General features: G+C 64.2%; 19 protein-coding genes. 10 read left to right on the top strand and 9 right to left on the bottom strand.

Annotated elements, in window-relative coordinates; genetic code table 11:
* Nucleotides 1-143: 143 nt before the first annotated feature.
* Nucleotides 144-1,217 carry a hypothetical protein gene (locus FFS62_RS07380; RefSeq protein WP_137972118.1) on the top strand — a complete coding sequence of 358 codons (1,074 nt, stop codon included), beginning with the start codon at nt 144-146 and terminating at the stop codon, nt 1,215-1,217.
* Between the two features lie 185 nt (nt 1,218-1,402).
* Here FFS62_RS07380 and FFS62_RS07385 read toward each other — a convergent pair whose 3' ends face one another.
* A complete protein-coding gene (locus tag FFS62_RS07385) occupies nt 1,403-1,864 on the bottom strand; it encodes an ATP-dependent zinc protease (protein WP_137972258.1) in 462 nt (153 codons plus the stop codon).
* 151 nt (nt 1,865-2,015) lie between these two features.
* On the opposite strand from FFS62_RS07385, the gene FFS62_RS07390 reads away from it, so the two are divergent.
* The 3 genes from FFS62_RS07390 (at nt 2,016) to FFS62_RS07400 (ending at nt 5,167) form a co-directional block, all read left to right on the top strand.
* Nucleotides 2,016-2,396, top strand: a complete 381-nt coding sequence (locus tag FFS62_RS07390) for a YkvA family protein (RefSeq protein WP_371920098.1) — start codon at nt 2,016-2,018, stop codon at nt 2,394-2,396.
* Between the two features lie 126 nt (nt 2,397-2,522).
* Nucleotides 2,523-4,451 (top strand): LTA synthase family protein, encoded by a 1,929-nt coding sequence (locus FFS62_RS07395; protein WP_137972120.1) that lies wholly within the window; start codon nt 2,523-2,525, stop codon nt 4,449-4,451.
* On the top strand, nt 4,448-5,167 hold the full coding sequence (locus tag FFS62_RS07400) for a phosphatase PAP2 family protein (RefSeq protein ID WP_137972121.1): 720 nt from the start codon (nt 4,448-4,450) through the stop codon (nt 5,165-5,167). The genes FFS62_RS07395 and FFS62_RS07400 overlap by 4 nt, the downstream gene beginning before the upstream one ends.
* 88 nt (nt 5,168-5,255) lie before the next feature.
* On the opposite strand, the gene FFS62_RS07405 is transcribed toward FFS62_RS07400, so the two are convergent.
* Together FFS62_RS07405 and FFS62_RS07410 are read right to left on the bottom strand one after the other, a co-directional pair.
* Complete coding sequence (locus FFS62_RS07405) at nt 5,256-6,017, bottom strand: alpha/beta fold hydrolase (RefSeq protein WP_137972122.1); 762 nt, start codon at nt 6,015-6,017, stop codon at nt 5,256-5,258.
* A gap of 106 nt (nt 6,018-6,123) precedes the next feature.
* Nucleotides 6,124-6,615, bottom strand: a complete 492-nt coding sequence (locus FFS62_RS07410; protein ID WP_137972123.1) for a helix-turn-helix domain-containing protein — start codon at nt 6,613-6,615, stop codon at nt 6,124-6,126.
* 108 nt (nt 6,616-6,723) lie between these two features.
* Between FFS62_RS07410 and fabF the strand changes: the two genes are divergently transcribed.
* Nucleotides 6,724-7,992 (top strand): beta-ketoacyl-ACP synthase II, encoded by a 1,269-nt coding sequence (gene fabF / locus FFS62_RS07415; RefSeq protein ID WP_137972124.1) that lies wholly within the window; start codon nt 6,724-6,726, stop codon nt 7,990-7,992.
* 266 nt (nt 7,993-8,258) lie between these two features.
* On the opposite strand, the gene FFS62_RS07420 is transcribed toward fabF, so the two are convergent.
* From FFS62_RS07420 to FFS62_RS07435, 4 genes are all read right to left on the bottom strand, one after another.
* On the bottom strand, nt 8,259-10,097 hold the full coding sequence (locus tag FFS62_RS07420) for an amidohydrolase (RefSeq protein WP_171016292.1): 1,839 nt from the start codon (nt 10,095-10,097) through the stop codon (nt 8,259-8,261).
* Between the two features lie 156 nt (nt 10,098-10,253).
* On the bottom strand, nt 10,254-10,796 hold the full coding sequence (locus FFS62_RS07425; RefSeq protein ID WP_137972126.1) for an antibiotic biosynthesis monooxygenase: 543 nt from the start codon (nt 10,794-10,796) through the stop codon (nt 10,254-10,256).
* Between the two features lie 67 nt (nt 10,797-10,863).
* On the bottom strand, nt 10,864-11,877 hold the full coding sequence (locus tag FFS62_RS07430) for an alpha/beta hydrolase (RefSeq protein WP_137972127.1): 1,014 nt from the start codon (nt 11,875-11,877) through the stop codon (nt 10,864-10,866).
* 149 nt (nt 11,878-12,026) lie between these two features.
* Nucleotides 12,027-12,713 (bottom strand): hydrolase, encoded by a 687-nt coding sequence (locus tag FFS62_RS07435; RefSeq protein ID WP_137972128.1) that lies wholly within the window; start codon nt 12,711-12,713, stop codon nt 12,027-12,029.
* Nucleotides 12,714-12,984: 271 nt separating this feature from the next.
* Here FFS62_RS07435 and FFS62_RS07440 point away from each other — a divergent pair, with 271 nt between their 5' ends.
* Nucleotides 12,985-13,446 (top strand): Rid family hydrolase, encoded by a 462-nt coding sequence (locus FFS62_RS07440; protein WP_137972129.1) that lies wholly within the window; start codon nt 12,985-12,987, stop codon nt 13,444-13,446.
* 19 nt (nt 13,447-13,465) lie between these two features.
* Here FFS62_RS07440 and FFS62_RS07445 read toward each other — a convergent pair whose 3' ends face one another.
* The gene (locus FFS62_RS07445; RefSeq protein ID WP_137972130.1) at nt 13,466-14,452 is read right to left on the bottom strand and encodes a LysR family transcriptional regulator; all 987 of its coding nucleotides are present in this window, start codon (nt 14,450-14,452) and stop codon (nt 13,466-13,468) included.
* Nucleotides 14,453-14,649: 197 nt separating this feature from the next.
* On the opposite strand from FFS62_RS07445, the gene FFS62_RS07450 reads away from it, so the two are divergent.
* The 4 genes from FFS62_RS07450 (at nt 14,650) to FFS62_RS07465 (ending at nt 22,782) form a co-directional block, all read left to right on the top strand.
* Entirely contained in the window at nt 14,650-15,324 is a 675-nt protein-coding gene (locus tag FFS62_RS07450; RefSeq protein WP_137972131.1) for a MarC family NAAT transporter, read from the top strand.
* 296 nt (nt 15,325-15,620) lie between these two features.
* The gene (locus tag FFS62_RS07455) at nt 15,621-16,799 is read left to right on the top strand and encodes an HD-GYP domain-containing protein (RefSeq protein WP_137972132.1); all 1,179 of its coding nucleotides are present in this window, start codon (nt 15,621-15,623) and stop codon (nt 16,797-16,799) included.
* 18 nt (nt 16,800-16,817) lie between these two features.
* The gene (locus FFS62_RS07460; RefSeq protein ID WP_137972133.1) at nt 16,818-21,206 is read left to right on the top strand and encodes a response regulator; all 4,389 of its coding nucleotides are present in this window, start codon (nt 16,818-16,820) and stop codon (nt 21,204-21,206) included.
* Nucleotides 21,207-21,246: 40 nt separating this feature from the next.
* Nucleotides 21,247-22,782, top strand: coding sequence for a hybrid sensor histidine kinase/response regulator (locus FFS62_RS07465; protein WP_137972134.1), 1,536 nt, complete (start codon nt 21,247-21,249; stop codon nt 22,780-22,782).
* Here the strand turns inward: FFS62_RS07465 and FFS62_RS07470 are convergent.
* Entirely contained in the window at nt 22,779-23,072 is a 294-nt protein-coding gene (locus FFS62_RS07470) for an Atu4866 domain-containing protein (protein ID WP_137972135.1), read from the bottom strand. The genes FFS62_RS07465 and FFS62_RS07470 overlap by 4 nt on opposite strands.
* Between the last annotated feature and the right edge of the window lie 76 nt (nt 23,073-23,148).

Genomic DNA, 23,148 nt, shown 5'->3' on the forward strand with positions numbered 1-23,148 from the left:
CCGGCGCGGGAGCCACATGAGCGGGTGCTGTCGCACCCGTGCATGGACGCGCCGCGGCCGCCTCCTGGTGCATTGACAGTGTTGCCAGCACTCTGCCTAATTGGCCGCGCCCCAACACAATAACAACACTAGGGACACCCGCCATGCGCAAGCTATTCATGCTTTGCCTGCTGTGCTTTTCCTCGCTCGTCCACGCCGCTCCCGGCGTTTTCCCTGACTCCACCTTCAACAACCTCGACTATGGCCTGTACTGGTTTGGCTATGGCGATACCTGGCAGAAAGCCGTTCCCGGGCAGAGCAACGCCTACTTCGGCCCCAGCAAACCGACGGTGATCTACATCCACGGCTGGCAGAACGGCGCCACCGCGCGCAAGGATCGCGAGACGTTCAACCGCGAGGGTGCCGGCGGTCCGAGCCTGGATCTGGCCACCGCCTGGCTCAACGCCGGATACAACGTTGGCGTGCTGTACTGGAACCAGTTCGCCGACGAGGGCGAAGTCACCGATGCCGAGGCCAAGATCTGGAGCACCAGTGGCCCGCGCGCCATGCGCTGGCGCAACGCCGCCGGCGTCTACAGCACCGGCCCGACCCAGTCCGCCAGCGACCTGCTGTTCAAGAGCTACAAGGACAACATGGCCAGCTACACCGGCAGCAATATCCGCATCCTCGGCCACTCGCTGGGCAACCAGATGGCCATCGTGCTGAGCAAGAAGATCAGCGATGCCGTCACTGCCGGCACCCTCAACAGCAAGCTGCTGCCCAAGCGCGTGGCCCTGCTCGATCCCTTCTACTCCAACAATGCCAAGAGCTGGCTGGGCAATCAGTGGACCGGTGCGGTGTGCCGCAGCTATGTCAGCGAACTGAAGGGCAAGGGCGTGATCTTCGAGGCCTACCGCTCCTCGGCCGTCACCAGCACCGTCTTCGTCGGCGATGAGAACCCGGGGCTGATGAACATGACCGCCTTCAGCGAGCTGAAGCCCTGGTACTTCAACGCCACGCAGATCACCGAGAAGCACAACGCGGCGGTGTGGCACTACCTGTGGTCGTTCAGCTTCAACCCGCCCGTGGTCACCGGCACCAGCAACCAGGCCGCCTCGGCCAAGACCGCCGACAGCCGCATTGCCACCTTGATGAACGGAACGCAGAAGCTGGTTCACGACCAGGGCGCCTATACCAAGGAACCCTCGGACGACAACTTCAAGCTGCAGGCCCGTTAAGGCGCAAGCCCAGGCCACACCGGGGCTATCGGCCTGCGGCTTCGTAACACCCCGTGCCGTCCCGCCCTGCAGCAAATGCAGGGCGCCGGCACGGGGTTTTGTATCTTCCGGGTTAGTCGTTCTGGCAGCGGCTTAGGCCGACTCTCCGCCGGAAGCGGCGATGCGCCACGAACTGCCGACTCTGTTCAGCTGGCGCTGGCCTTGCACTTGGGCTCGACAGTAAAGGTTCGAGCTACGTCGACCGTCCCCAGATGCTTCAGCGTCCGTCGCCCGATCAATACGGGATAGAGCATCTTGCCCCGATTGTTGAGGGAGAATTCTTCGTCATGGATCTGGTTGCCGATGCACATCTTCAGGCGCACCACGGGACGATGGTCGGCGCCGCCTGCTCCTCGCACCTTGATGGTGCGCTCCACCTTCCGCTCGAAGGGGATGCTTACCGACTCGCCGCTGTTGCTGTCCTTCGCCTCGACGTTGAATCTCACCCACTTCTCACCGTCTTTCTCGAAGCGCTTGATATCCGATGCGTCCATTGACGATGTCAGCGCTCCGGTGTCCAGCTTGATTTTGAGCGAGACGTTTTCTGGCAGGAGCAGGCCTTCCTCTATCCAGCCGAAGCTCCTGGCTGCGGGCTGGTTGGCCGACATGGCCGGCGTGGCGATAAGCAATGACACAAGGGCGAGAACCGACGCTGAGCTGCTCAAAGTAGGGCTCCTGACAGAAGGTGGTATGGTCAGTAAGGTGTCTCGCCGGCTGTAAATGTTCCGTGAAATCGACTGTCCGTCGTCTGGAGGTTTGGTGTTCGGTCTCAATCGTCTTCGGCACTGGGCGCGTGCTCTGAAGCGCGACGTCCATGCGCTGTGGCTGGCGGCGCGGGATGCCCGAACGCCAAAGCTAGCCAAGCTGCTGGCATTGCTCGTCGCGGCGTATGCCCTGTCGCCGATCGACCTGATCCCCGACTTCATCCCTGTGCTCGGCTATCTGGACGATCTGATCATTGTCCCGCTGGGGATCTGGCTAGTGGTCAGGTTGATTCCGGCGGGCCTGATGGCCGAGTTCCGTGCACTCGCGTCGCAGGCCTTGGCGCGACCCATCAGCAAGATGGCCGCTTTCTTTGTCGTGCTTGTCTGGCTGGCCCTGGGCGTGGGGCTGGTCATCTGGCTGATGCCGAGCCGCTAGCTGATAGGGGCGGCCGCCTCCGCCCACAAGCGCTGCAGCAACCCACGATCTTTTCACTTTCTCTTCACCAGCTTTCGACGTGTGCCCGCACATCCTGCCGAGCGTATTTATTACCCGGACACTCGTATGCTGCTGCCTCGTACTGCACCCCTGCGCTATCTGTCGCTGTTGCTGGCCTGCTGGCTGGTCGTATTCCTCGTCACCCGCGCTCTGCTGCTCTCCGCCCATTGGGGGGAGGCCGACGGTTTCGCTCCGGGCGTATTCGCCGTCGGCCTGCTCTATGACCTGGGCTTTCTCGCCTATGCGGCGCTGCCGCTCGGCCTCTATCTGCTGCTGTGTCCACCGGCCCTCTGGCGCCGCCCCGGGCATCGCCTGCTGCTGGCCGGAGTGCTGTTCCTAAGCCTGTTCGCCATGTTGTTCGTCGCCACCGCGGAGTGGCTGTTCTGGGAAGAGTTCGGCGTTCGTTTCAACTTCATTGCCGTGGACTATCTGGTCTATTCCGATGAGGTGCTCAACAACCTGCTGGAGTCCTATCCGCTGGGCCTGTTGCTGAGTGGTTTAGGCGTGCTGGCGGCCTTGCTCGGCCTCGCCCTGCGCCGGCCGCTGCGCGAAGCTCTGCGGGCGTCGTTGCCGAGTTGGCGCGGGCGCGCCGTGGGAATTGCCGGCCTGGCACTGGCCGCCGGTCTAAGCGCACTTCTGCTCGACCAGGAGAGCCCGCGAGGGCAGGGCGGCAATGCCTACCGCCATGAGCTGGCGAGCAACGGGCCGTACCAGTTCTTCGCCGCCTTCCGCAACAATGAGCTGGACTATCGGCAGTTCTACAGTCAACTGCCAGACACCGCGCTGGCGCCCGTGCTGCACCGGGAGCTCGATGAGCCGACGGCCACCTTCGTTGGCAGCGATCCCCTGGACGTCCGCCGGCAGATCGACAACCCCGGTGCACCGCGCAGGCTGAATGTGGTGCTGGTGACCATCGAGAGCCTCTCGGCCAAGTACCTCGGCAGTTTCGGTGACGCGCGCGGGTTGACCCCGAACCTGGACGAACTGCGCAGGCAGAGCCTGTTCTTCAACAACTTCTATGCCACCGGCACTCGCACCGACCGAGGCCTGGAGGCCATCACACTGGCGGTGCCGCCGACGCCCGGACGCTCCATCGTCAAGCGCATCGGTCGCGAGGCTGGCTACGGCAGTCTCGGCCAGCAGCTCGCCGCCCAGGGCTACGACAGCGTGTTCGTCTATGGCGGGCGAGGCTACTTCGACAACATGAACGCCTTCTTCTCCGGCAACGGTTACCGGGTGGTGGACCAGAGCAGCGTCGACGAGGCCGATATCCACTTCAAGAACGCCTGGGGCATGGCCGACGAGGACCTTTACGCCCAGGCCATGCAGATCGCCGACCGCGATCATGCCGCTGGCAAACCCTTTCTCCTGCAACTGATGACCACCTCCAATCACCGTCCGTACACCTATCCGGACGGGCGCATAGACATCCCTTCCGGGGACGGCCGCGAGGGAGCCGTGAAGTACACCGACTGGGCCATCGGGCGCTTCCTCGAACAGGCCAAGCGCAAGCCCTGGTTCGATGACACGCTGTTCGTCTTCGTCGCCGACCACTGCGCCGGCAGCGCGGGGATGGAGGATCTCCCGGTGGCCAACTACCACATCCCGCTGTTCCTCTATGCCCCCCAGTGGCTGACGCCCCGTGAGGATGACCAGCTGGCCAGTCAGATCGACCTGGCGCCGACCCTGCTCGGCCTGCTCAACCTGGACTACCAGTCCACCTTCTTCGGTCACGACCTGCTCAAAGCTAATGCCGCTCCGCCCAGGGTGTTGATCGGCAATTACCAACACCTGGGCCTGTTCGACGGCCAGAACCTGGCCATCCTCAGCCCACGCGGGCACATGCGGCGGCACGATGACGCTCTCGGCGCCAGCCGCGAATACCGGGTCGACAGCCACGATCCGCTGCTGCAGCGCGACATCGCGTACTACCAGGCGGCCAGCCACGACCTGCAGCACCGCCTGCTGAGCTGGAGAGGCGTGGAAAGACCATGAGCATCTCGCCTCGTTTCGATCGGCGCTGGTGGTATGGCGTCCCGCTGGCCCTGCTCGCCCTGTTGCTGGTGTTCGAGCCGAGCCGCCTGGACTTTGCCATTGCCGATCTGTTCTACGTTCAGGACCTGGGCTTCATCGGTCGCCGCAATGACTTCTTGGAGGAGGTCCTTCACGACCGCGCCAAGCAGCTGACCATCGCCATCGGCGTGCTGGCCCTGTCCGGCTTCCTGCTCAGCCTGCTACCCACGCGCCTGCGCCCGTTGCGCCGCACCTTGGGCTATCTGGTGTTGGCCATGGGGTTGTCCACCGGCTTCGTCACCCCGCTGAAGAAGGTCACGCAGATGCACTGTCCGTGGAGCCTGGAGCAATATGGCGGACCTGAGCATTTCTCGCCTCTGCTCGGCCCGCGTGCGGCGCCCGTGGAGAAACCGGGCAATTGCTGGCCCGGCGGCCATGCGGCGTCCGGCTTCGCCTTGTTCGCGCTGTTCTTCGCCCTGCGCGACCGTTACCCGCGCAGCGCCAGAACGGCACTAGTCGCCGCAATGGTTCTCGGTGTGCTGTTCTCCCTGGTGCGTATGGCCCAGGGCGCCCACTTCTTCTCGCACAACCTGTGGACGGCGCTGCTGTGCTGGTTAATCAGCCTGGCGCTCTATGACCTGATGCTGTATCGCCCATCTCAGCAGCCGGCCGCTGATCTGGCCGTCGACGTTGAGTGAGCTGTCCGCCATCTGGGCCGCATCCGACCGCTAAAGGTCATCCGCTCGGATGCGGCGTTTTTACAATTTCTCGGCGGGAGCTCGTCGGCTACCGACAGAGGAACTCGTGTATCGCTTGGGCGGTTCGCCTGGCGCCGGTCACCACGAAAAAATGTCCCTCGCCCTGCAGCACGTGCAGTTCGGCATGGCGGATGGTGCGGCGCAGAATATGCGCGTTGTACAGGCGCACCAGGGTGTCGCGTTCACCGGTGAGGATCAGCGTGCGCTGGCGCAGGCGAAACAGCCGCAGCAGGCTGGTCCAGCCGACCAGGGCGGTGAGTTGGTGGTAGTAGGTTCGCGGGTTGGCCGTGAGCATGCCGTTCACCATGCCGAAGCGCAGCAGGGTCTGTATCGAATGGCGCGAGCCCTCTTGCTTGCGCAGTCGGGCTCCTTTGCTCCTGCCAAAGAAATCTAGGATGTCGGCGGGCTTCACCAGCATCGCCGGGCCGGCCGAGGTAGCGGCGAGGATCAGCCGACGCACCATACCCGGATGACGCAGGACGAACTCTTGCGCCAACGCACCGCCCCAACTCACGCCGAATACATCGACCCGTTCGATTCCCAACTGCTTGAGCACTTCGGCGATCAGGTCGGCATGGCGCGGCAGGCGCATCGGCCAGCGGGGCATTTGCGATTCGCCCACCCCGGGAACGTCCAGGGTGATGGTTGTATAGCCCACCAGTTCATCGCGCAGAGGATCAAAGGTGCGGATCAGGCCGCCCAGGCCGTTCAGCAGGAGCAGCGGTGAGCCCTGGCCGCGGATCGAGACGTTCAGCCGCAAGTCGTTGACGATCAGTTTCTGCGTGGTCATGGCTGCCCCCTGGTCTATCCACCTTTTAGGACAGCGTCAGGCCCGTTAGCGACCAGTGTTTTTGACTGGGCGTCTCTTCCCAAGACGGCTGCACCAAAACCGCCAGCTAGCTCCGCTCCGGCATGGCCCCCAGACGCAGGCGCATTTCCGCGCTGGCGCTAGGTCCCGCTTGCACAGTGCACTGCTCCAGCGGCACGGAACAGCTTTCGGAGATGTCTGCCATGAACTGGCGTACCGGTCGCCCGGTGGCTCGCTCGACGAGCTGCACACTTTCCCCTTCCTCGGCGTAATGGCGATTGCCCCAGGCCACAAACGCCATCAGCACGATGCGGAAGTCTTCGCCCTTGGCCGTCGGCACATATTGATAGCGCAGGGGCCGCTGACTGTATGCCTGGCGTTCGAGCAGCCCCGCCTCCACCAGTGAATTCAGGCGCCGGGTGAGCATGTTCGGAGCGATCTCCAGGCTGCGGGCAAACTCGTCGAAGCGGCGCAGGCCCTGCAGGGCATCCCGCATGATCAGGATGCTCCACCACTCGCCAACCCGTTCCAGGCTACGCGCGATGGGGCATTCGGCATCGGCGAGAGTCTTGCGCTGCATGGCTGTTCCTTTGTGGGGCTGAAGAATGTTCGCTCGCATGTTACTTTCATGATGATAGTAACGTCCATACACCGCTATCCATCAAGCAGCACAAGGAGCTGGGCCAGCATGAGCAAGCGTATCGTCATTACCGGAATGGGCGCGGTCAGCCCGCTGGGCTGTGGAGTCGAGCAGATATGGAAACGCCTTCTGGCTGGCCAGTCGGGGATTCGCCGGCTACCGCCTGAGCTGGTAGGTGACCTGCCAATCACCATCGGCGGCCAGGTGCCGGATCGCAGCCAGGATCCCGAAGCCGGATTCGATCCGGATCAACTGCTGGCGGCCAAAGAGCAGCGCAAGATGGATCGTTTCATCCTCTTCGCCTTGGCTGCCGCCCATGAGGCATTGGCTCAGGCCGGTTGGTCGCCGAGCACGCCTGAAGAGCAGGAACGCACCGCAACCATCATCGCCTCGGGCGTTGGCGGATTCCATGCGATTGCCGAGGCCGTGCGCACCACCGACAGCAAGGGGCCCCGTCGCCTGTCTCCCTTCACCATTCCGTCCTTCCTGAGCAACATGGCTGCCGGGCATGTGTCCATCTCGCATGGTTTCAAGGGGCCGCTGGGCACGCCGGTCACGGCCTGTGCCGCCGGCGTCCAGGCCATTGGTGATGCCGCGCGGATGATTCGTGCGGGGGAGGTTGACGTAGCGGTTTGTGGTGGCGCGGAGGCGACCATTCACCGCGTCAGCCTGGCCGGATTCGCCGCGGCACGCGCACTTTCGAGCAACTACAACGATACCCCGGAGCGTGCCTCCAGACCCTTCGATGAGCGGCGCGATGGGTTCGTCATGGGCGAAGGCGCGGGGCTGCTGGTGATCGAAGAGCTGCAGCATGCCCTGTCGCGCGGCGCCACGCCGATCGCCGAACTGGTGGGCTACGGCACCAGTGCCGACGCCTACCATATGACGGCAGGTCCGGAAGATGGAGACGGTGCCCGCCGGGCCATGCAGCAAGCGCTGCGACAAGCCGGTGTCGAAGCCTCCCAGGTGCAGCACCTCAATGCCCACGCCACCTCGACGCAAGTGGGCGACAAGGGTGAGTTGGCCGCGATCAGAACCGTGTTTGGCGACGGCAGCGGTGTCGCTATCAGCTCGACCAAATCGGCCACGGGACACCTGTTGGGCGCTGCGGGAGGTATCGAGGCCATCTTTACCATCCTCGCGCTGCGCGATCAGATCGTTCCCGCCACACTGAATCTGGAGGTGCCCGATGCAGCCGCTGAAGGCTTGAATCTGATTAGCGGCGGCGCCCGACCTATGCCTCTGGAATATGCCCTGTCCAATGGCTTCGGCTTCGGCGGGGTGAATGCGAGCGTGCTGTTCCGCAGATGGGGTTGAGGCCAGCTATGGGAGTTGGAAGTAGGGTAGCGTTCTGACGAGGCCCGCAAAGTAGAGCTCCAGCTCCCCGAGGATTAGCTCCGCTACCTCGGGAGCCTTTGGCCGATGGCTGACGTCAGTCAACGGCGCTTATCGGCCAATAGCGGTCGGTGAGCCCCTACGAAATCGGGGGCGATTCAGGGCCGATGGCGATGTGCGGGTTGCTGGAGACCAGCGAGATAGTGCCCACGCGCCGGGTTGTTGGCCGGCGCGCGGGCGGCTTCGCATCAGAAGGCGAAGCAGGAGCAGCCGAACGCGCCCCAGAAGCCCTGGAAATCGCTGATCGGCACCGACGAGCGTCGCGCGCGGTCATGGCTGTGAGCATGCACGGCACAAGCGCCAGCGCACTGGTGCACCTGCGCCACCAGCGGCGCGCCGGGCTTCCAGTGGCCGGGCACCTTGGCCACCGGCGACCAGTCTGGTAGTACCGGGGCCGGCGGCGGTGCCAGCTTGTCGAACTCGCCGGCGCCGTAAACCACCTTGCCGTCGACCACCGTGAGCACCGACTCGATCCACTTGATGGCTTCTTCCTCGACGCTGAAGAAGTCCGCCGACAGCGCGGTCAGATCCGCCAGCTGGCCAACCTTGATCTGCCCCTTCTTACCCTGCTCGCTGGAGAACCAGGCGCTGCCGTGGGTGAACAGCTCCAGCGCGGTGGCGCGTGGCAGGCCTTGCGGATAAAGCTCCAGGCCGCCGACGGTCTTGCCGCTGACCATCCAGTACAGCGAGGTCCAGGGGTTGTAGCTGGCCACCCGGGTGGCATCGGTGCCGGCGCCGACCGGTACGCCTTCGGCCAGCATGCGCTGGATCGGCGGGGTCTTTTCCGCCGCCTTGGCGCCGTAGCGGTCGACGAAGTACTCGCCCTGGAACGCCATGCGGTGCTGGATGGCGATGCCGCCGCCCAGGGCGCGCACCCGTTCGATGTTCTTCGGCGTGATGGTCTCGGCGTGGTCGAAGAACCACGGCAGGCCGTTGAACGGGATGTCGCGGTTGACCTTCTCGAACACGTCGAGCATGCGCGAGATGGATTCGTCATAGGTGGCGTGCAGGCGGAACGGCCAGCGCTGCTCGACCAGGTGGCGCACCACCGGCTCCAGGTCGCTCTCCATGTTCGGCGCCAGGTCAGGGCGCGGCTCGAGGAAGTCCTCGAAGTCGGCGGCGGAGAACACCAGCATCTCGCCGGCGCCGTTGTGGCGCAGGAAGTCGTCTCCTTGGTGCAGCTTGACGCTGCCGGTCCAGTTCTTGAAGTCGGTCAGCTCTTCCTTGGGCTTCTGGGTGAACAGGTTGTAGGCGATGCGCACGGTCAGCTGTTGGTCCTTGGCCAGCTGTTCGATCACCTGGTAGTCGTCCGGGTAGTTCTGGTAGCCGCCGCCGGCATCGATGGCGCTGGTCACGCCCAGGCGATTGAGCTCGCGCATGAATTGGCGGGTCGAGTTGACCTGGTACTCCAGCGGCAGTTTCGGCCCCTTGCTCAGGGTCGAGTAGAGGATCATCGCGTTGGGTCGCGCCACCAGCATGCCGGTGGGTTCGCCATTGGCATCGCGGACGATCTCGCCACCCGGCGGGTTGGGCGTGTCCCTGGTATAGCCGACCACCCGCAGCGCGGCGCGATTGAGCAGTGCGCGGTCGTACAGGTGGAGGACGAACACCGGGGTGTCCGGCGCCGCCTTGTTCAGCTCGTCGAGGGTCGGCATGCGCTTCTCGGCGAACTGGAATTCGTTCCAGCCGCCGACCACCCGAACCCACTGTGGCGTCGGTGTGCGGTCGGCCTGTTCCTTGAGCATGCGCAGGGCGTCGGCCAGCGAGGGCACGCCTTCCCAGCGCAGCTCCAGGTTGTAGTTGAGGCCGCCGCGGATCAGGTGCAGGTGCGAGTCGTTGAGGCCGGGGATCACCGTGCGCTTGTGCAGATCGATGACCTGGGTGGCGCTGCCGCGCAGGGCCATGACTTCGGCATCGCTGCCGACGGCGAGGAATCGCCCGTCCTTGATCGCCACGGCGCTGGCCGTGGGCTTCTCGCGGTCGACCGTGTGCAGGCGGCCGTTGAACAGGATCAGATCGGCTTTCATATCGCTCCCCAGACTGCTGGCGAAAGAACTGCCGGCAGCGCCGGCAAAAGGTAGGGCGGCCCACAGCGCGCCGGCGGCGCCGAGCACGGAACTGCTGGCGAGGAAGTGGCGGCGGCTTTTATCGGTCGGGTCTTGGCTCATGACTTTCTCCAGTACTCAGCGCGCGCTCAGCCAGCCGGCGAACCAGGCAGTGACACGCGGCATGAACAGATAGACGACGGACAGCACGATGCTCAGGGTGATCAGCACGTTGCTCGGAACATAGCTTCCCAGCCAGGGTAGCCGGCTGAACAGCGGCTGCCAGAGCAGCGGCATCAGCAGGGTCAGTGGCTGGATGACCAGGAAGGTGATGCAGGCCTGCTTCCATCGCGGTGGCGGGGTCGCGGCCCGCTGCTCGGGGACGAACCAGAACTCGTGGCCGTCGTGCAGCTCCTTGCTTTCTTCCTCGGCCAGCAGCGGCGTGACCTCGGCGATCAGCGCGCCGCGCTCGGCGGAATCCAGCCAGGCCTGCAATTGACCGGCGCTGGCAAAACGCAGTACCGAGGTGAACAGCGCGTCGTTGCGCAGTACATCGACACCGAGGTGTCCTGGGTAGTCGCTGGCCACGCGGGTGATGCGCCGTAGCCAGGTCTCATAGGCGGGCACCTGACCGCTGGCGACCCGGTGCCGAATGATCAGGGTGACGGTTTCTGTGGGCATATTGCAGTTCCTTGTGCACGCTGCCCCGGCGCACTGCCGTGCCGGGGCAGACGGGTTGCTGGGTTGATTACTGCAGGTGCTGCTTCAGCTCGGCGCCGGCCTGGCGCATGGCGGCCTGCACGGCCGGGACATGGGCCAGCGGGTTGAGCAGGCCGTAGTCGTGGATCATGCCGTTGTAACGCACCGCGGTGACCGTCACGCCGGCGGCGTCCAGCTTGCGTGCATAGGCCTCGCCCTCGTCGCGCAGCACGTCGAACTCGGCGGTCTGGATCAGCGTCGGCGGCAGGCCTTTCAGCTGTTCGGCAGAGGCGCGCAGCGGCGAGGCGAATCGTTCGGCGCGCTGCTTCGGGTCGGTGGTGTAGCTGGCCCAGAACCACTGCATCATCGGCTTGGTCAGGAAGTGGCCTTGGGCGAACTGGTTGTAGGAGGCCGTCTCGAAGCTGGCATCGGTCACCGGCCACAGCAGCAGCTGGAAGCGCAGCTTGGGTGTACCGGCTTCCTTGGCTTTCAGTGCGACCACCGCGGCCATATTGCCGCCGACGCTGTTGCCGGCCACCGCCAGGCGCGAGCTGTCGACCTGGATGTCCTTGCCGTGCTCACCGACCCACTGGGTGGCGGCGTAGGCCTGGTCGATGGCGGTCGGATACTTGGCTTCCGGCGACGGCGTGTAGCCGACATAGACGGCCGCGGCGCCGGAGTTCACCACCAGGTCGCGGATCAAGCGGGCGTGGGTCGGATAGTCGCCGAGCACCCAGCCGCCGCCATGGAAGAACATGAATACCGGCAGATCGCCCTTGGCGCCTTCGGGACGGACGATGGTCAGCGGGATCGACTGGCCGCCGGCCTGAATGGTCTTCTCGGACACGCTCACGCCGGACAGGTCGACCTTGACCGAGGATTGGGCGCCGACCAGCACGGCACGGGCATCTTGCGGGCTGAGGGTTTCCAGCGGCTTGCCGCCGCCGGCTTCCAGGGCCTGGAGGAAGGCCTGGGTGTTGTGTTCCACGCCGGGGCTGCCGGCGGCAAGGGCATTGCCGGTGGCCAGGGCCAGCAGCGAGGTGAGCAGGGCGAGACGATTCATGCGGATACTCCTTGTTTGTCGACCAGTGAGAGGGTTACGTCGATGTTGTCCTGGTAACGCGCGCAGCGGTGCCCACCATCGGGAGGCTATAGGCTTGCGTCTGTCATTCGGTTGAAAGAGCCGCCCCCGAGAGCCGGGGGCGCTCAGGCTTAGATGGGAGCGGCGACAGGGGCCAGGGTCGGGCCGTGCGCAACGCGCTCAGGTGCCTTGTGGACCATGGTGTAGGCGTAGTCGACGCCCATGCCGTATGCGCCGGAGTGTTCCTTGACCAGGCTCATGACGGCGTCATAAGTGTCGCGATTCTTCCAGTCGCGCTGCCATTCCAGCAGCACTTGCTGCCAGGTCATCGGCACCACGCCAGCCTGGATCATGCGCTGCATGGCGTAGTCGTGTGCTTCCTTGGTAGTGCCGCCGGAAGCGTCGGCGACCATGTAGATCTCGTAGTCGGCATCGTGCATGGCGGAGAGTGCGAAGGTGGTGTTGCACACCTCGGTCCACAGGCCGGCGACGATGATCTTTTTGCGCCCGTTCTTCTTCAAGGCATCACGAACCTTCTGGTCGTCCCAGGAATTCATAGAGGTGCGCTCGAGCAGGGGCGCATCGGGAAACACCGCGAGCAGTTCGGGGTAGGTATGGCCGGAGAAGCTCTCGGTCTCCACCGTGGTGATGGTGGTGGGGACGTCGAAGATCTTCGCTGCCTTGGCCAGAGCCACCGTGTTGTTCTTCAGAGTTTGCCGATCGATGCTCTGGACACCAAAGGCCATCTGGGGCTGGTGGTCAATGAAGATCAGTTGGCTGTTCTGGGGAGTCAGGACTTCGGTTTTCGGATTGTTCATTGTCGTTACCTGTCGGTGGTTGGAAGGTCTTGGTGTGGTTCTCGGCGGTTGCATTCGCTTCGTAGTCACCCGGCAGTACAGGGGCTTTCGGAGCGGCTACGGCCTGAACTCGAATCCAAGTTAGCGGATCGATAGCCAGTTCGTTTGTGCATTTTTGCGCTTTCAATGGCGCACAAATGCGCCATCAAAGACGCGCCGGCGCTGCTAGCATCCGCCGTCCACCAACCGAACCGACGCGATCCAGGCGTCCGATCCGAACAAGGAGAATGCAATGGCGGCTTCACGTCCCAATGGCCAAAAAACCGCGTACTGGGGGGTTCCCTGGGAAGAGGGGTATGGCTATCCACAGGCGCGGCAGGTGGGGAACGAGATCTATGTATCCGGCCAGTTCAACCACGATGAAGACGGCAATCTGGTTGCCCCCGCACCGCTGGATAGCAAGGGGAAGCCCCGTGATTTCTCCGCGATGGGAAAGCAGATGCGTACCGCCTATGACAATATCGCCAAGCTGCTCGCCCTCTACGGCGCCACGCTTGAGGACGTAGTCGAAGAGACGCTGTATGTACTGGACATGGACGCGGCATTCGCCGTGGCGGGCAGTGTCCGCAAGGCAGCCTATGGCACCGAACACCCACAGTGCGCGAGCAATATCATTGGCGTGTCCAGATTGGCGCAGCGTCCGCAACTGATCGAAATCGCTTGCAAGGCAGTTATCGGCGCGCGAGCCGATTAAGCGAGATTCCCGCCCGGAACTACTCGGCCGGTTGAGCCAGTTGTCCCTCGATGAGGGGCTTCTGGTTCGCCACTGCGGCGGCGCAGAAGGTCATGAATGCCTTGACTCGCCAAGACTTCCGAATGTCCTGGTGGGTGAGCAGCCAGAGTTCATCATTGAGCTCGGGCACCACCGGGCCGACGCGCCTCAGCCCCGGCGTGATATCGCCCAGCATGCAGGGCAGGAACCCGAAACCGAGACCCGCCGCGATTGCCACGCTCGCTGCTGCGACAGAGTCGGTGCGATAGGAGATGCAGTGCGCATTCACTCTGTTGTCGACGTAGCTGGTGGCCTTCAGGCCGCTAAGGCCACCGGAATACGACACCCACGACTGGCCTTCGGCGAAAAGCGCAGAAGCAGGCGCGCTTCTGAGGTTGCCGTACGGTGCCCAGGCGATCGTCGCGAGTTTGCGCCCCACCAGGCTTTCCGAAGGTTTCTTGGTCGCTCTTACCGCGATGTCCGACTCGTCCCGGGCAAGACTCAACGTTTGGTTACCCACCAGAACCTCGATCGTTATCCCTTCGTTGACCGCCTTGAAGTCCGCAATGATGGGGGTGAGGAAGTACAGGAGTAACGAGTCACTGGTGGTGATTCGCAGCTTGCCCAGAAGCCCGTGCTCCGCACGTGATATGCGCCGAGCGACGCTGACGATATCGAGCTCGACGCGTTCGGCAAGGGCTCGCAACTCGGCGCCTTCCGTGGTGAGCATGTAACCCGAGCGCCGGTGATCGAACAGAGCGATCCCCAGTGCTTTCTCGAGCTGGGCCACTCGGCGTGAGACGGTAGATACGTTGATCCCGAGCTTCTTGGCAGTCAGGGCGCGATTGCCGCACTCGCTGAGCGTCTTGATGATTCGAAGATCGTCCCACGAGAGCTGGTTTACAGCTTCGCTCAGGTCCCATTTGGCACTGCCTTGCGTACCCTGACCCGATGAAATACCTCTAGGTGATGATTTCACGCCAAACATCCCAAATCTCGTGTTCGCGCATCATATGAAAAGGCATATCGAAGAGCCATCGAGAGGCTTGCAGTGTGGTTGGCGGTCACGGACGTCCTACCGGGGCCTGCTCGTTCAACGTCTATATTCAGACGGCGACACCGACAGACTCGCTTCCGCAGTCAGTAGCCGCGGCAAACCACCAGAAATTTTCAGGATGACTGGGCATGGGCAACTTATTCGACGCCATTATTCTGGGGCTGCTGGCATTGCTGCCATTGATAAACCCGCCCACGACAGTGGCACTTTTCCTGGCTCTCTCCCAAGGCCTTAGTCGCGAGGAAAAGAACCGGCAGGCGCTCCTGACCGCACTCAATGTCTTTCTGATCATGACGTTCACCTACTACGTCGGTGAGCTGATCATGAGTGTCTTCAATATATCGATACCGGGATTGCGCATCGCAGGCGGCGGCATTCTGATAATAATCGGTGCGCGCATGCTGTTCCCTCAACCTGTTCAGCCATCGACCTCTCGCGACGGCGAGGCACCAAGAGCCAGTTTTGCCTTCGTCCCACTGGCCATGCCCAGTACTGCCGGACCCGGGACCATCGCGATGATCATCAGCGCCTCTGCCACCCTCAAGCAGAACACGAGCTTTCCATCCTGGGTAATCCTGATAGCACCGCCATTAATCTTCCTGGCCACCGCACTCATACTCTGGGGGTGTTTGCGCGCTTCCGACCTGATCATGAAGATAACCGGCCCGTCGGGCATCGATGCCATATCCCGTGTAATGGGCTTTTTGCTCGTGTGCATGGGGGTGCAATTCGCCATCAACGGGGCGATAGAAATCCTGCAAACCCTCATCGTTAACAACGCGCAATTACTTCGCAGCCCGTAAGTCGTTAACTCCCGCGTAGCTAAAGAGTGACAGGGTGCCGCCGCGCCCGATATCTCCATTCATGCGCCTTTCTGGTCCGGGTATCGATATACAGGTATTGCGCGCTGCCCAAGGCCTTCGGCTAGCGCGCCGGGCGTTCCCAGGCAGGATGCTCAAGCCGATCTAATATTGATTCAGCCGTTTGGCTTGCCGGCCAGGAAGTACAACGTTCGCTAAAGCCCGAGAGCCAGCATCGTTCGATGCAGTCCATCGAAGTGCTGGAAAGCTATAGCCGGTCCTCTCTACGCAGAGGAAACATGGCAGGGAGGAGCGCCGTTGTGAGCATCGGAGAGAGCCACTACAACCCGTCCACCATCCTGGTGGTCGACGATACGCCGGACAACCTGATGCTGATGGCCGACCTGCTCAAGGACAGGTATCGGGTCAAGGCGGCCAACAGTGGCGAGAAGGCGTTACACATTCTGCAGGGCGACTCGCTGCCGGATCTGATCCTGCTGGACATCATGATGCCGGGGCTGTCCGGCTACGAAGTGGCCGAACGCCTGCAGGGCGACAAGCGCACCCAGCACATTCCGATCATCTTCCTCACGGCCATGGCGGCCACCGAGGACGAGATTCACGGTCTGGAGCTGGGCGCCGCCGACTACATCACCAAGCCGATCAGCCCGCCGGTGGTCCTGGCCCGGGTCGAGACCCAGCTCAAGGTCAAGGCGGCCGCGGACTTCCTGCGCGACCAGAACGACTACCTGGAGCAGGAGGTGCAGCGCCGAACCCGCGAGGTCATGGCCATCCAGGATGTCACCATCCAGGCCATGGCATCGCTGGCCGAGACCCGCGATAACGAAACCGGCAACCACATCCGTCGCACCCAGAATTACGTCAAGCTGCTGGCCGAGCTGCTGCGCGAGCACCCGCGCTTCCGCCACTTCCTCGACGAGGACACCATCAAGCTGCTGTTCAAGTCGGCGCCGTTGCATGACATCGGCAAGATCGGTATTCCCGATCGCATCCTGCTCAAGCCGGGCCGCTTCACCCCGGAAGAGTTCGAGATCATGAAGACCCACACCACCCTGGGGCGCGATGCCATTCAGCATGCCGAAGACCAGCTGGGGGTGAAGGTCGACTTCCTCCACTTCGCCAAGGAAATCGCCTACAGCCACCAGGAGAAGTGGGACGGTAGCGGCTACCCGGAAGGCCTGGCCGCCGACGACATCCCCATCAGCGCGCGCCTGATGGCGGTGGCCGATGTGTACGACGCGCTGATCAGCCGCCGCGTGTACAAGCCCGGCATGCCCCACGAGCAGGCGGTGGGCATCATCCGCGACGGCCGCGGCTCGCACTTCGACCCGGATATCTGCGATGCCTTCCTGGCCAATGCCGAGCGTTTCCGCGAGATCGCCGAGCGCTTCGCCGACAGCGATCAGGATATGGCCAAGAAGCGGGCCGCGCTCGAGCAGAGCGGTCAGCAACCCTGAGTCGGCAAGGAGTCCCCGATGAGAATGCTCGCCCTGCTTGAGCGTCTTGCCCTGGGGCGCAAGCTGATGCTGGGGTTCGTCGTGCTGCTGGCCCTGGCACTGGCCCTCGGGGTACAGAGCCTGCGCACCCAGGCCAAGCTGACCCGCGATCTGCAGCATCTGTACAGCAATGATCTGATCGGAGCCCTGCACCTGCATGAGGCGCGAGTGCAGCTACTGCACATAGTCCAGGCCCTGCACCGCTCCGTCAGCACCAGCAACGCCGAAGTGCGCCTCGATGCCCTGCGCGAGATACAGGGCGCCCAGCAGCGCCTGCGCGAGGAACTGGCCCTGGCCGAGCCGACCATCACGCGTGACGAGAACCTGGTCCGGCTGGCAGATCTCGAGATTCAGCTCGAACGTCTGCAGCGGGTCGGCGAAGAGGCCTTGCAGCTGACCGGCCAGGGCCGCCAGGGGCAGGCACAGCTGTTGCTCAACGGCGATGAGTTCCAGCTTCTCGAAACCCAAGTCAACGAGCTGCTGGAGAACATTGCGCAGATCAAGCAGGTTGCCCTGCGCGACCTGGTCACGCAGATCACCGCCTATGCCGAGCGTCGCAGCCTGCTCACCTACGCCCTGTTGTTGGGAGGCCTGGCCCTGGCCCTGGCCCTGGCCTGGCTGGTCAGCCAGTCGATACGCAACCCGCTCGAGCGGGTACGCAACGCCGTTGACCAGCTGGCCGCCGGGCAGTTGGACAGGCCTATCCCACACACCGACATGCGCAACGAGACCGGCGATCTGGCGCGTGCCATCGGTAAGCTTCAGCTGGAGTCGCGTCAGCTCGAACGGCAGCGTTGGGTCAAGGCCCAGGTCGCGCTGCTGCAAGTCGACCTGCAGCAGGCGGAGACGCCGCAGCAGCTGGCCGAGGCCTTCTTCAGCCGCATCGCCCCGCCGTTGGGCGTGTGCCAGGGGGTGCTGTATGTCCTCTACGGTGGGGCGTCACGCCTGCAATTGCTGGGGGGCTATGCAACGGATGGCGAGCGGCCGCCGGCCGCCGAGGTCGAGCTCGGCGAAGGGCTGCTCGGCCAGTGCGCGCTGGACCGTCAGCCGCGCCAGCTGGCGAACCTGCCCGAGCAGTTCTGGCATGTGCGCGCGCAACTGGGCGAGGCACCGGCCAGCCAGTTGCTGGTGCAGCCGGTGCTGCGTGGCGAACGCCTGCTCGGCGTGCTCGAGCTGGCCGGCTTTCGCCCGCTGGAGGAGAACGAGGCGCTGCTGCTGCAGGAGATGCTGCCCAGGCTGGCGGGTGCCATGGCCATCATGGAACGCAGCGAGGCGGCCCAGGCTCTGCTCCAGGAGACCCGTCGGCAGGCCGACGAGATGGTCGCTCAGACCCAGCAGCTGGAGCGCCAGGCCCAAGAGCTGGAAGTGCAGCAGGCGGCGTTGCGAGCCACCGAGGCCTGGTACCGCGGGATCATCGAGGCCTCCCCGGATGGCATGCTGGTGGTCGATGCCCAGGGCCATATCCTGCTGACCAATCCGCAGCTGGACAATCTGTTCGGCTACGAAGCCGGAGAGCTGATCGGCGAGCCGGTCGAGCGGCTCACGCCGGCCATGATCCGCGGCCGCCACGTGGGCCTGCGCAACGAGTTCATCGCCCACGGCAGCACTCGCCAGATGGGCGGCAATATCGAAGACCTGCGGGGCGTGCGCAAGGACGGCAGCATGTTCGCCGTGGAGATCGGCCTGTCCCGCCTGCCCAGCCTGGAGGGGCGGGGCATCTGCGTCTGCGCCTCGGTGCGCGACGTGAGCGAGCGCCGGGCGATGGAGAGCAAGTTGCGTACGGCCAGCGACCGCCTGAGCCTGGCCCAGGAGGCGGGCGACATCGGCCTGTTCGACGTCGACCTCGTGACCGGCCGCGACTACTGGACGCCCCAGCTGGAGAAGATGTTCGGCCTCGAGCCAGGCGGGTTCGGCGGAACGATGGCGGCCTGGAAGTCCCTGCTGCATCCCGACGATGCGGAGGAGGCCGACAGGTCCTTTGCCGAGGCGGTCGCCAGTGGCGCCGATCGCTATGACTTCGAGTTCCGCATCGTGCGGCAGAACGACGGCACGGTCCGCACCTTCAGGTCGCTCAGCCGCTTCACCCGCGCCCCGGATGGCACACCGCTGCGCGCCACCGGGGTCAACATCGACGTCACGGAGCTGGTCGAGGCCCGGGCGGCGGCAGAGGAGGCGACCCGGGCCAAGAGCGACTTCCTGGCCAACATGAGCCACGAGATCCGCACGCCGATGAACGCCATCATCGGCATGAGCCACCTGGCGCTGCGCACCGAGCTGGACAACAAGCAGCGCAACTACATCGAGAAGGTGCATCGCTCGGCGGAAAATCTGTTGGGCATCATCAACGACATCCTCGACTTCTCCAAGATCGAGGCCGGCAAGATGAGCCTGGAGCAGCTGCCTTTCCGCCTGGAGGACGTGCTCGACAACTTCGCCAGCATGATCGGCCTGAAGGCCGAGGACAAAGGCCTCGAGCTGCTGTTCCACACCCAGGCCGACCTGCCGACCGCGTTGATCGGCGACCCGCTGCGCCTGGGCCAGGTGCTGATCAACCTGGGCAACAATGCCGCCAAGTTCACCGAGCGCGGCGAGATAGTGGTGGGCGTGGAGGGCACGATCGAAGGTGAGGATCGGGTGATGCTGCATTTCCAGGTGCGCGACAGCGGCATCGGCATGACGGCGGAACAGTGCCAACGCATGTTCCAGTCCTTCAGCCAGGCCGACAGCTCGATCACCCGCAAATACGGCGGCACCGGCCTGGGGCTGTCGATCTCGAAGAAGCTGGTGGAGCTGATGGGCGGCAGCATCTGGGTGGAGAGCACGCCGGGGCAGGGCTCCACCTTCCACTTCCAGGTGTACCTCGGGGTGCAGCGCAACGCCCAACCACGGCGCATGTTCCAGGCCGACGAGTTGCTCGGCATGCGCGTGCTGGTGGTCGATGACAATGCCAGCGCCCGCGAGATTCTTTCCGGCATGGCGCGCAACTTCGGTCTGGAGGTCGATGTGGCGGAGAGCGGAGCCACAGCCCTGCACATGCTCGACGATGCGCTGACCAGGCAGCTGCCCTATGACTTGGTGCTGATGGACTGGAAGATGCCCGACATGGATGGCATGGAGACGGTGCGGCGCATGCGCTCCACCAATCCGGACTGCACGCCGTCGGTGATCATGGTCACCGCCTTCGGCCGCGAGGAGGCGAGAGAGGAGGCCGAGCGCCAGGGCATCCAGTTGCCGGTGGTGCTGACCAAGCCGGTAACGCCCTCGACCCTGCTCGAGGCCATCGGCGTGGTGCTGGGCAAGGGCGTGCAGAGCGAGACCCGCGCCACCGAGCGCTCCGGGCAGAGCGCCAGCTCCATGGCCAATCTGCAGGGCGCGAGGCTGCTGCTGGTGGAAGACAACGAGTTGAACCAAGAGCTGGCGCGCGAGCTGCTGGAAATCGCCGGCGTTCAGCTGCGCGTGGCGTGGCATGGCCAGGAGGCGCTGGACATACTGGCTGCCGATGCGGACTTCGACGGCGTGCTGATGGATTGCCAGATGCCGGTCATGGACGGCTACACGGCAACCGGGCGGATTCGCGAGCAGGCGCAGTTCGCCACGCTGCCGGTGATTGCCATGACCGCCAATGCCATGGAGGGGGATCGCGAACGGGCCCTGGCCTGTGGCATGAACGACCATATTTCCAAGCCGCTGAATGTCGAGGGGATGTTCGCCACCCTGGCCAAATGGATCAAGCCGGCCACTCGGCAGCCCGCGCCGTTGCCTCAGGCGGAGCACCCGGTGGATGAACTGCCGGATAGCCTGGAGGGCATCGACATGACGGCCGGGCTGGCTACCTGCATGGGGCGCCGGGAGCTCTATCTGCGCTTGCTGCGCAAGTTCCGCGATGCCCAGGCTGGCTTTGCCGAACAGTTCCAGGCCGCACTGGCCGATCCGGATGCCCAGGCCGCCGAGCGTCTGGCCCACAGCCTGCGCGGTACGGCCGGCAACATCGGCGCCAAGGGCGTGGCCCAGGCCGCGGCCGAGCTGGAGCGAGCTTGCCAGGCCGGCGAGTCGGCGGCGCTAGCGGGGCTCGCTGCAGAAGTGCAACGCCTCCTGGCGCCGACTCTGGCGGCCTTGGCCCGTCTGGGTGGTGCCGGCCAGGAGGCGGGAGGTGAGATGCTGCAGGAGGGCGAGCTGCGCCGGCAATTGAGCCGACTCAAGCAACTGTTGGCCGAAAGCGATACCGCCGCCATGGGGGCGCTCGGCGAGCTGCGCCGCCAGCCGCTCGATCCGGCCTTGGCCAAACGCCTGGCACTAGTCGCGCAGCAGGTCGAACTGTTCGACTTCGATCGCGCGCTCGAGCTGCTGCAGGACGGCGAGGCGCAATGAAACCTCATTTTCCTTTCGAGATTCGGGAGTGGCAGGCGCCATGATGACCGCCGAAACCGTTTTCCTCGTCGTCGATGACGCCGACACCATGCGCAAGGTCAACAGCAGCCAGCTCGGACGGCTCGGTGCTCGGCATATCCTGCTGGCCAGCAATGGCGCCGAGGCGCTTGCGGTGCTGCGGGCACGCAAGGTAGACGTCGTCCTTTCCGACTGGAACATGCCGGTCATGAATGGTCTCAGCCTGCTGCGCGAGGTTCGTGGCGATCCCCGGCTGGCCTCGCTGCCCTTCATCATGATCACCGCGGAGAGCTCCCGCGCGCAGATCATCGAGGCCATCGCCGCGGGGGTCAGCAACATTCTGATCAAGCCCTACACCGCCAATGACCTGGCGCAGCGCATCACCAGGGCCATGAGCCGTCGGCCGCTGCCACGCCCCCCGGTGGTAGAGGCACCGGTGCAGGCTCCTGAGCCGGTTGCGGAACGGCGCCCGACACTGCTGGTGGTGGATGACGTGCCGGACAACCTGGCCCTGATCGTCGGCCTGTTCCAGGACGAGTACCGGGTGCTGGCGGCCCGTGATGGCAGCAGTGCGCTGACCATCTGCACCTCGGGCACGCCGCCGGACCTGATCCTGCTGGACGTGATGATGCCGAACATGGATGGCTTCGAACTGGCCGAACGCCTGCGCAGCCATCCCGATGCCGGGCGGACTCCGGTGATCTTCATCACCGGCATGACCGATAAGGCGGCGCAGTTGCGCGGGCTGGAACTGGGGGCGGTGGATTTCGTCAGCAAGCCGGTGGATCCCCAGGCGCTGCACCTGCGCGTGGCCAACCTGCTGCGCCTGGTCGAGCAGCGCAACGCCCTGCAGCAGGAGTACGACACCATGCTGGAGCTGGAGCGCCTGCGGGAGGAGGCGAGCAGCATTTCCCGCCACGACCTCAAGGCGCCGCTGTGCAACATCCTCGGTCTGGCCCGTGGCCTGCTCGAAGGTGGCAACCTGCTGCCGCGCCAGCTGCAAATGCTGCAGACCTTGGAGGATGACTGCCGGAACCTGCTGGGGATGATCGACCTGGCGGGGGACGTACACAAGATCGAGACCGGCCGCTTCGTGCTGCGCCCCGTGCCGGTCGATCTGCTGACCATGGTGCGCCGTCTATGCGAGTCGGCCAGGCTCACCTACCAGGCCAAGAGCCTGACCATCGAGCTGGTCTTGGAGGATGCCACCGAGACAACGCCGATTCTGGCCTGCGGCAGCGAGCTGCTGTGCTTCTCGCTGCTGAACAACCTGCTGAAGAACGCCTGCGAGGCCGCCCCCGACAAGAGTCGGGTGCACCTGGAGTTGCGACGGACTGACTGCATTGAGCTGGTCATGGAGAACCAGCCGGCGGTACCCGAGTCTTTCCGGGCGCAGTTCTTCGAAAAATACGCGAGCCATGGCAAGCCAGGCGGCACCGGCCTTGGCACCTACTCCGCCAAGCTCCTCGCCGAAGCACAGCAAGGAAGTCTGGTTCTGGAAGCGGATGACGAAGCAAACCTGACGCGCCTGCGCCTGAGGCTCCCGCTCGCTGTTTAATGACGGATGTTCGTCATGCCTTGCGCGGCCGGTTCGATCTCTTCGCGATAGAGAACCATCCCGGCGTGGTAAAGAACACCATCGCGGAACTCACCATCGGCGGTGAAGCCGGTATCGTCCACGTATTCGATATGGTCGCCCTCAAGCCAGTAGCGTCCCTGGTAGGCACTTTTCTTCCTGCCACGGGCTTCGTCATAACGGCCACCGGCAAGTAGCTCGTGACGAATGCGGCCATCCGCGGTAACCCACATGCCAACGTACTTGTTCTGATCTTTCGATGGTTTCGCCATTTTGCTGATCCTCTGATTGGGGGGGGGCGACTTGCCTTGCATGGTCGCAGGCAGCTGCTCGAGCTTGCGCGCTAGC

It is taken from the genome of Pseudomonas sp. F(2018) (genome assembly GCF_005508865.1).
Classification (GTDB): Bacteria; Pseudomonadota; Gammaproteobacteria; order Pseudomonadales; family Pseudomonadaceae; genus Aquipseudomonas.

What these genes read in the sequence shown, in the direction of transcription:
- FFS62_RS07440 (WP_137972129.1), top strand. Translation starts at nt 12,985, where the DNA reads ATGGCGGCTTCACGTCCCAATGGCCAAAAAACCGCGTACTGGGGGGTT.
- FFS62_RS07405 (WP_137972122.1), bottom strand. Translation starts at nt 6,017, where the DNA reads ATGACCACGCAGAAACTGATCGTCAACGACTTGCGGCTGAACGTCTCG.
- FFS62_RS07435 (WP_137972128.1), bottom strand. Translation starts at nt 12,713, where the DNA reads ATGAACAATCCGAAAACCGAAGTCCTGACTCCCCAGAACAGCCAACTG.
- FFS62_RS07400 (WP_137972121.1), top strand. Translation starts at nt 4,448, where the DNA reads ATGAGCATCTCGCCTCGTTTCGATCGGCGCTGGTGGTATGGCGTCCCG.
- FFS62_RS07470 (WP_137972135.1), bottom strand. Translation starts at nt 23,072, where the DNA reads ATGGCGAAACCATCGAAAGATCAGAACAAGTACGTTGGCATGTGGGTT.
- FFS62_RS07395 (WP_137972120.1), top strand. Translation starts at nt 2,523, where the DNA reads ATGCTGCTGCCTCGTACTGCACCCCTGCGCTATCTGTCGCTGTTGCTG.
- FFS62_RS07385 (WP_137972258.1), bottom strand. Translation starts at nt 1,864, where the DNA reads ATGTCGGCCAACCAGCCCGCAGCCAGGAGCTTCGGCTGGATAGAGGAA.
- FFS62_RS07445 (WP_137972130.1), bottom strand. Translation starts at nt 14,452, where the DNA reads ATGTTTGGCGTGAAATCATCACCTAGAGGTATTTCATCGGGTCAGGGT.
- fabF (WP_137972124.1), top strand. Translation starts at nt 6,724, where the DNA reads ATGAGCAAGCGTATCGTCATTACCGGAATGGGCGCGGTCAGCCCGCTG.
- FFS62_RS07380 (WP_137972118.1), top strand. Translation starts at nt 144, where the DNA reads ATGCGCAAGCTATTCATGCTTTGCCTGCTGTGCTTTTCCTCGCTCGTC.
- FFS62_RS07420 (WP_171016292.1), bottom strand. Translation starts at nt 10,097, where the DNA reads ATGAAAGCCGATCTGATCCTGTTCAACGGCCGCCTGCACACGGTCGAC.
- FFS62_RS07450 (WP_137972131.1), top strand. Translation starts at nt 14,650, where the DNA reads ATGGGCAACTTATTCGACGCCATTATTCTGGGGCTGCTGGCATTGCTG.
- FFS62_RS07460 (WP_137972133.1), top strand. Translation starts at nt 16,818, where the DNA reads ATGAGAATGCTCGCCCTGCTTGAGCGTCTTGCCCTGGGGCGCAAGCTG.
- FFS62_RS07465 (WP_137972134.1), top strand. Translation starts at nt 21,247, where the DNA reads ATGATGACCGCCGAAACCGTTTTCCTCGTCGTCGATGACGCCGACACC.
- FFS62_RS07410 (WP_137972123.1), bottom strand. Translation starts at nt 6,615, where the DNA reads ATGCAGCGCAAGACTCTCGCCGATGCCGAATGCCCCATCGCGCGTAGC.
- FFS62_RS07430 (WP_137972127.1), bottom strand. Translation starts at nt 11,877, where the DNA reads ATGAATCGTCTCGCCCTGCTCACCTCGCTGCTGGCCCTGGCCACCGGC.
- FFS62_RS07425 (WP_137972126.1), bottom strand. Translation starts at nt 10,796, where the DNA reads ATGCCCACAGAAACCGTCACCCTGATCATTCGGCACCGGGTCGCCAGC.
- FFS62_RS07455 (WP_137972132.1), top strand. Translation starts at nt 15,621, where the DNA reads ATGGCAGGGAGGAGCGCCGTTGTGAGCATCGGAGAGAGCCACTACAAC.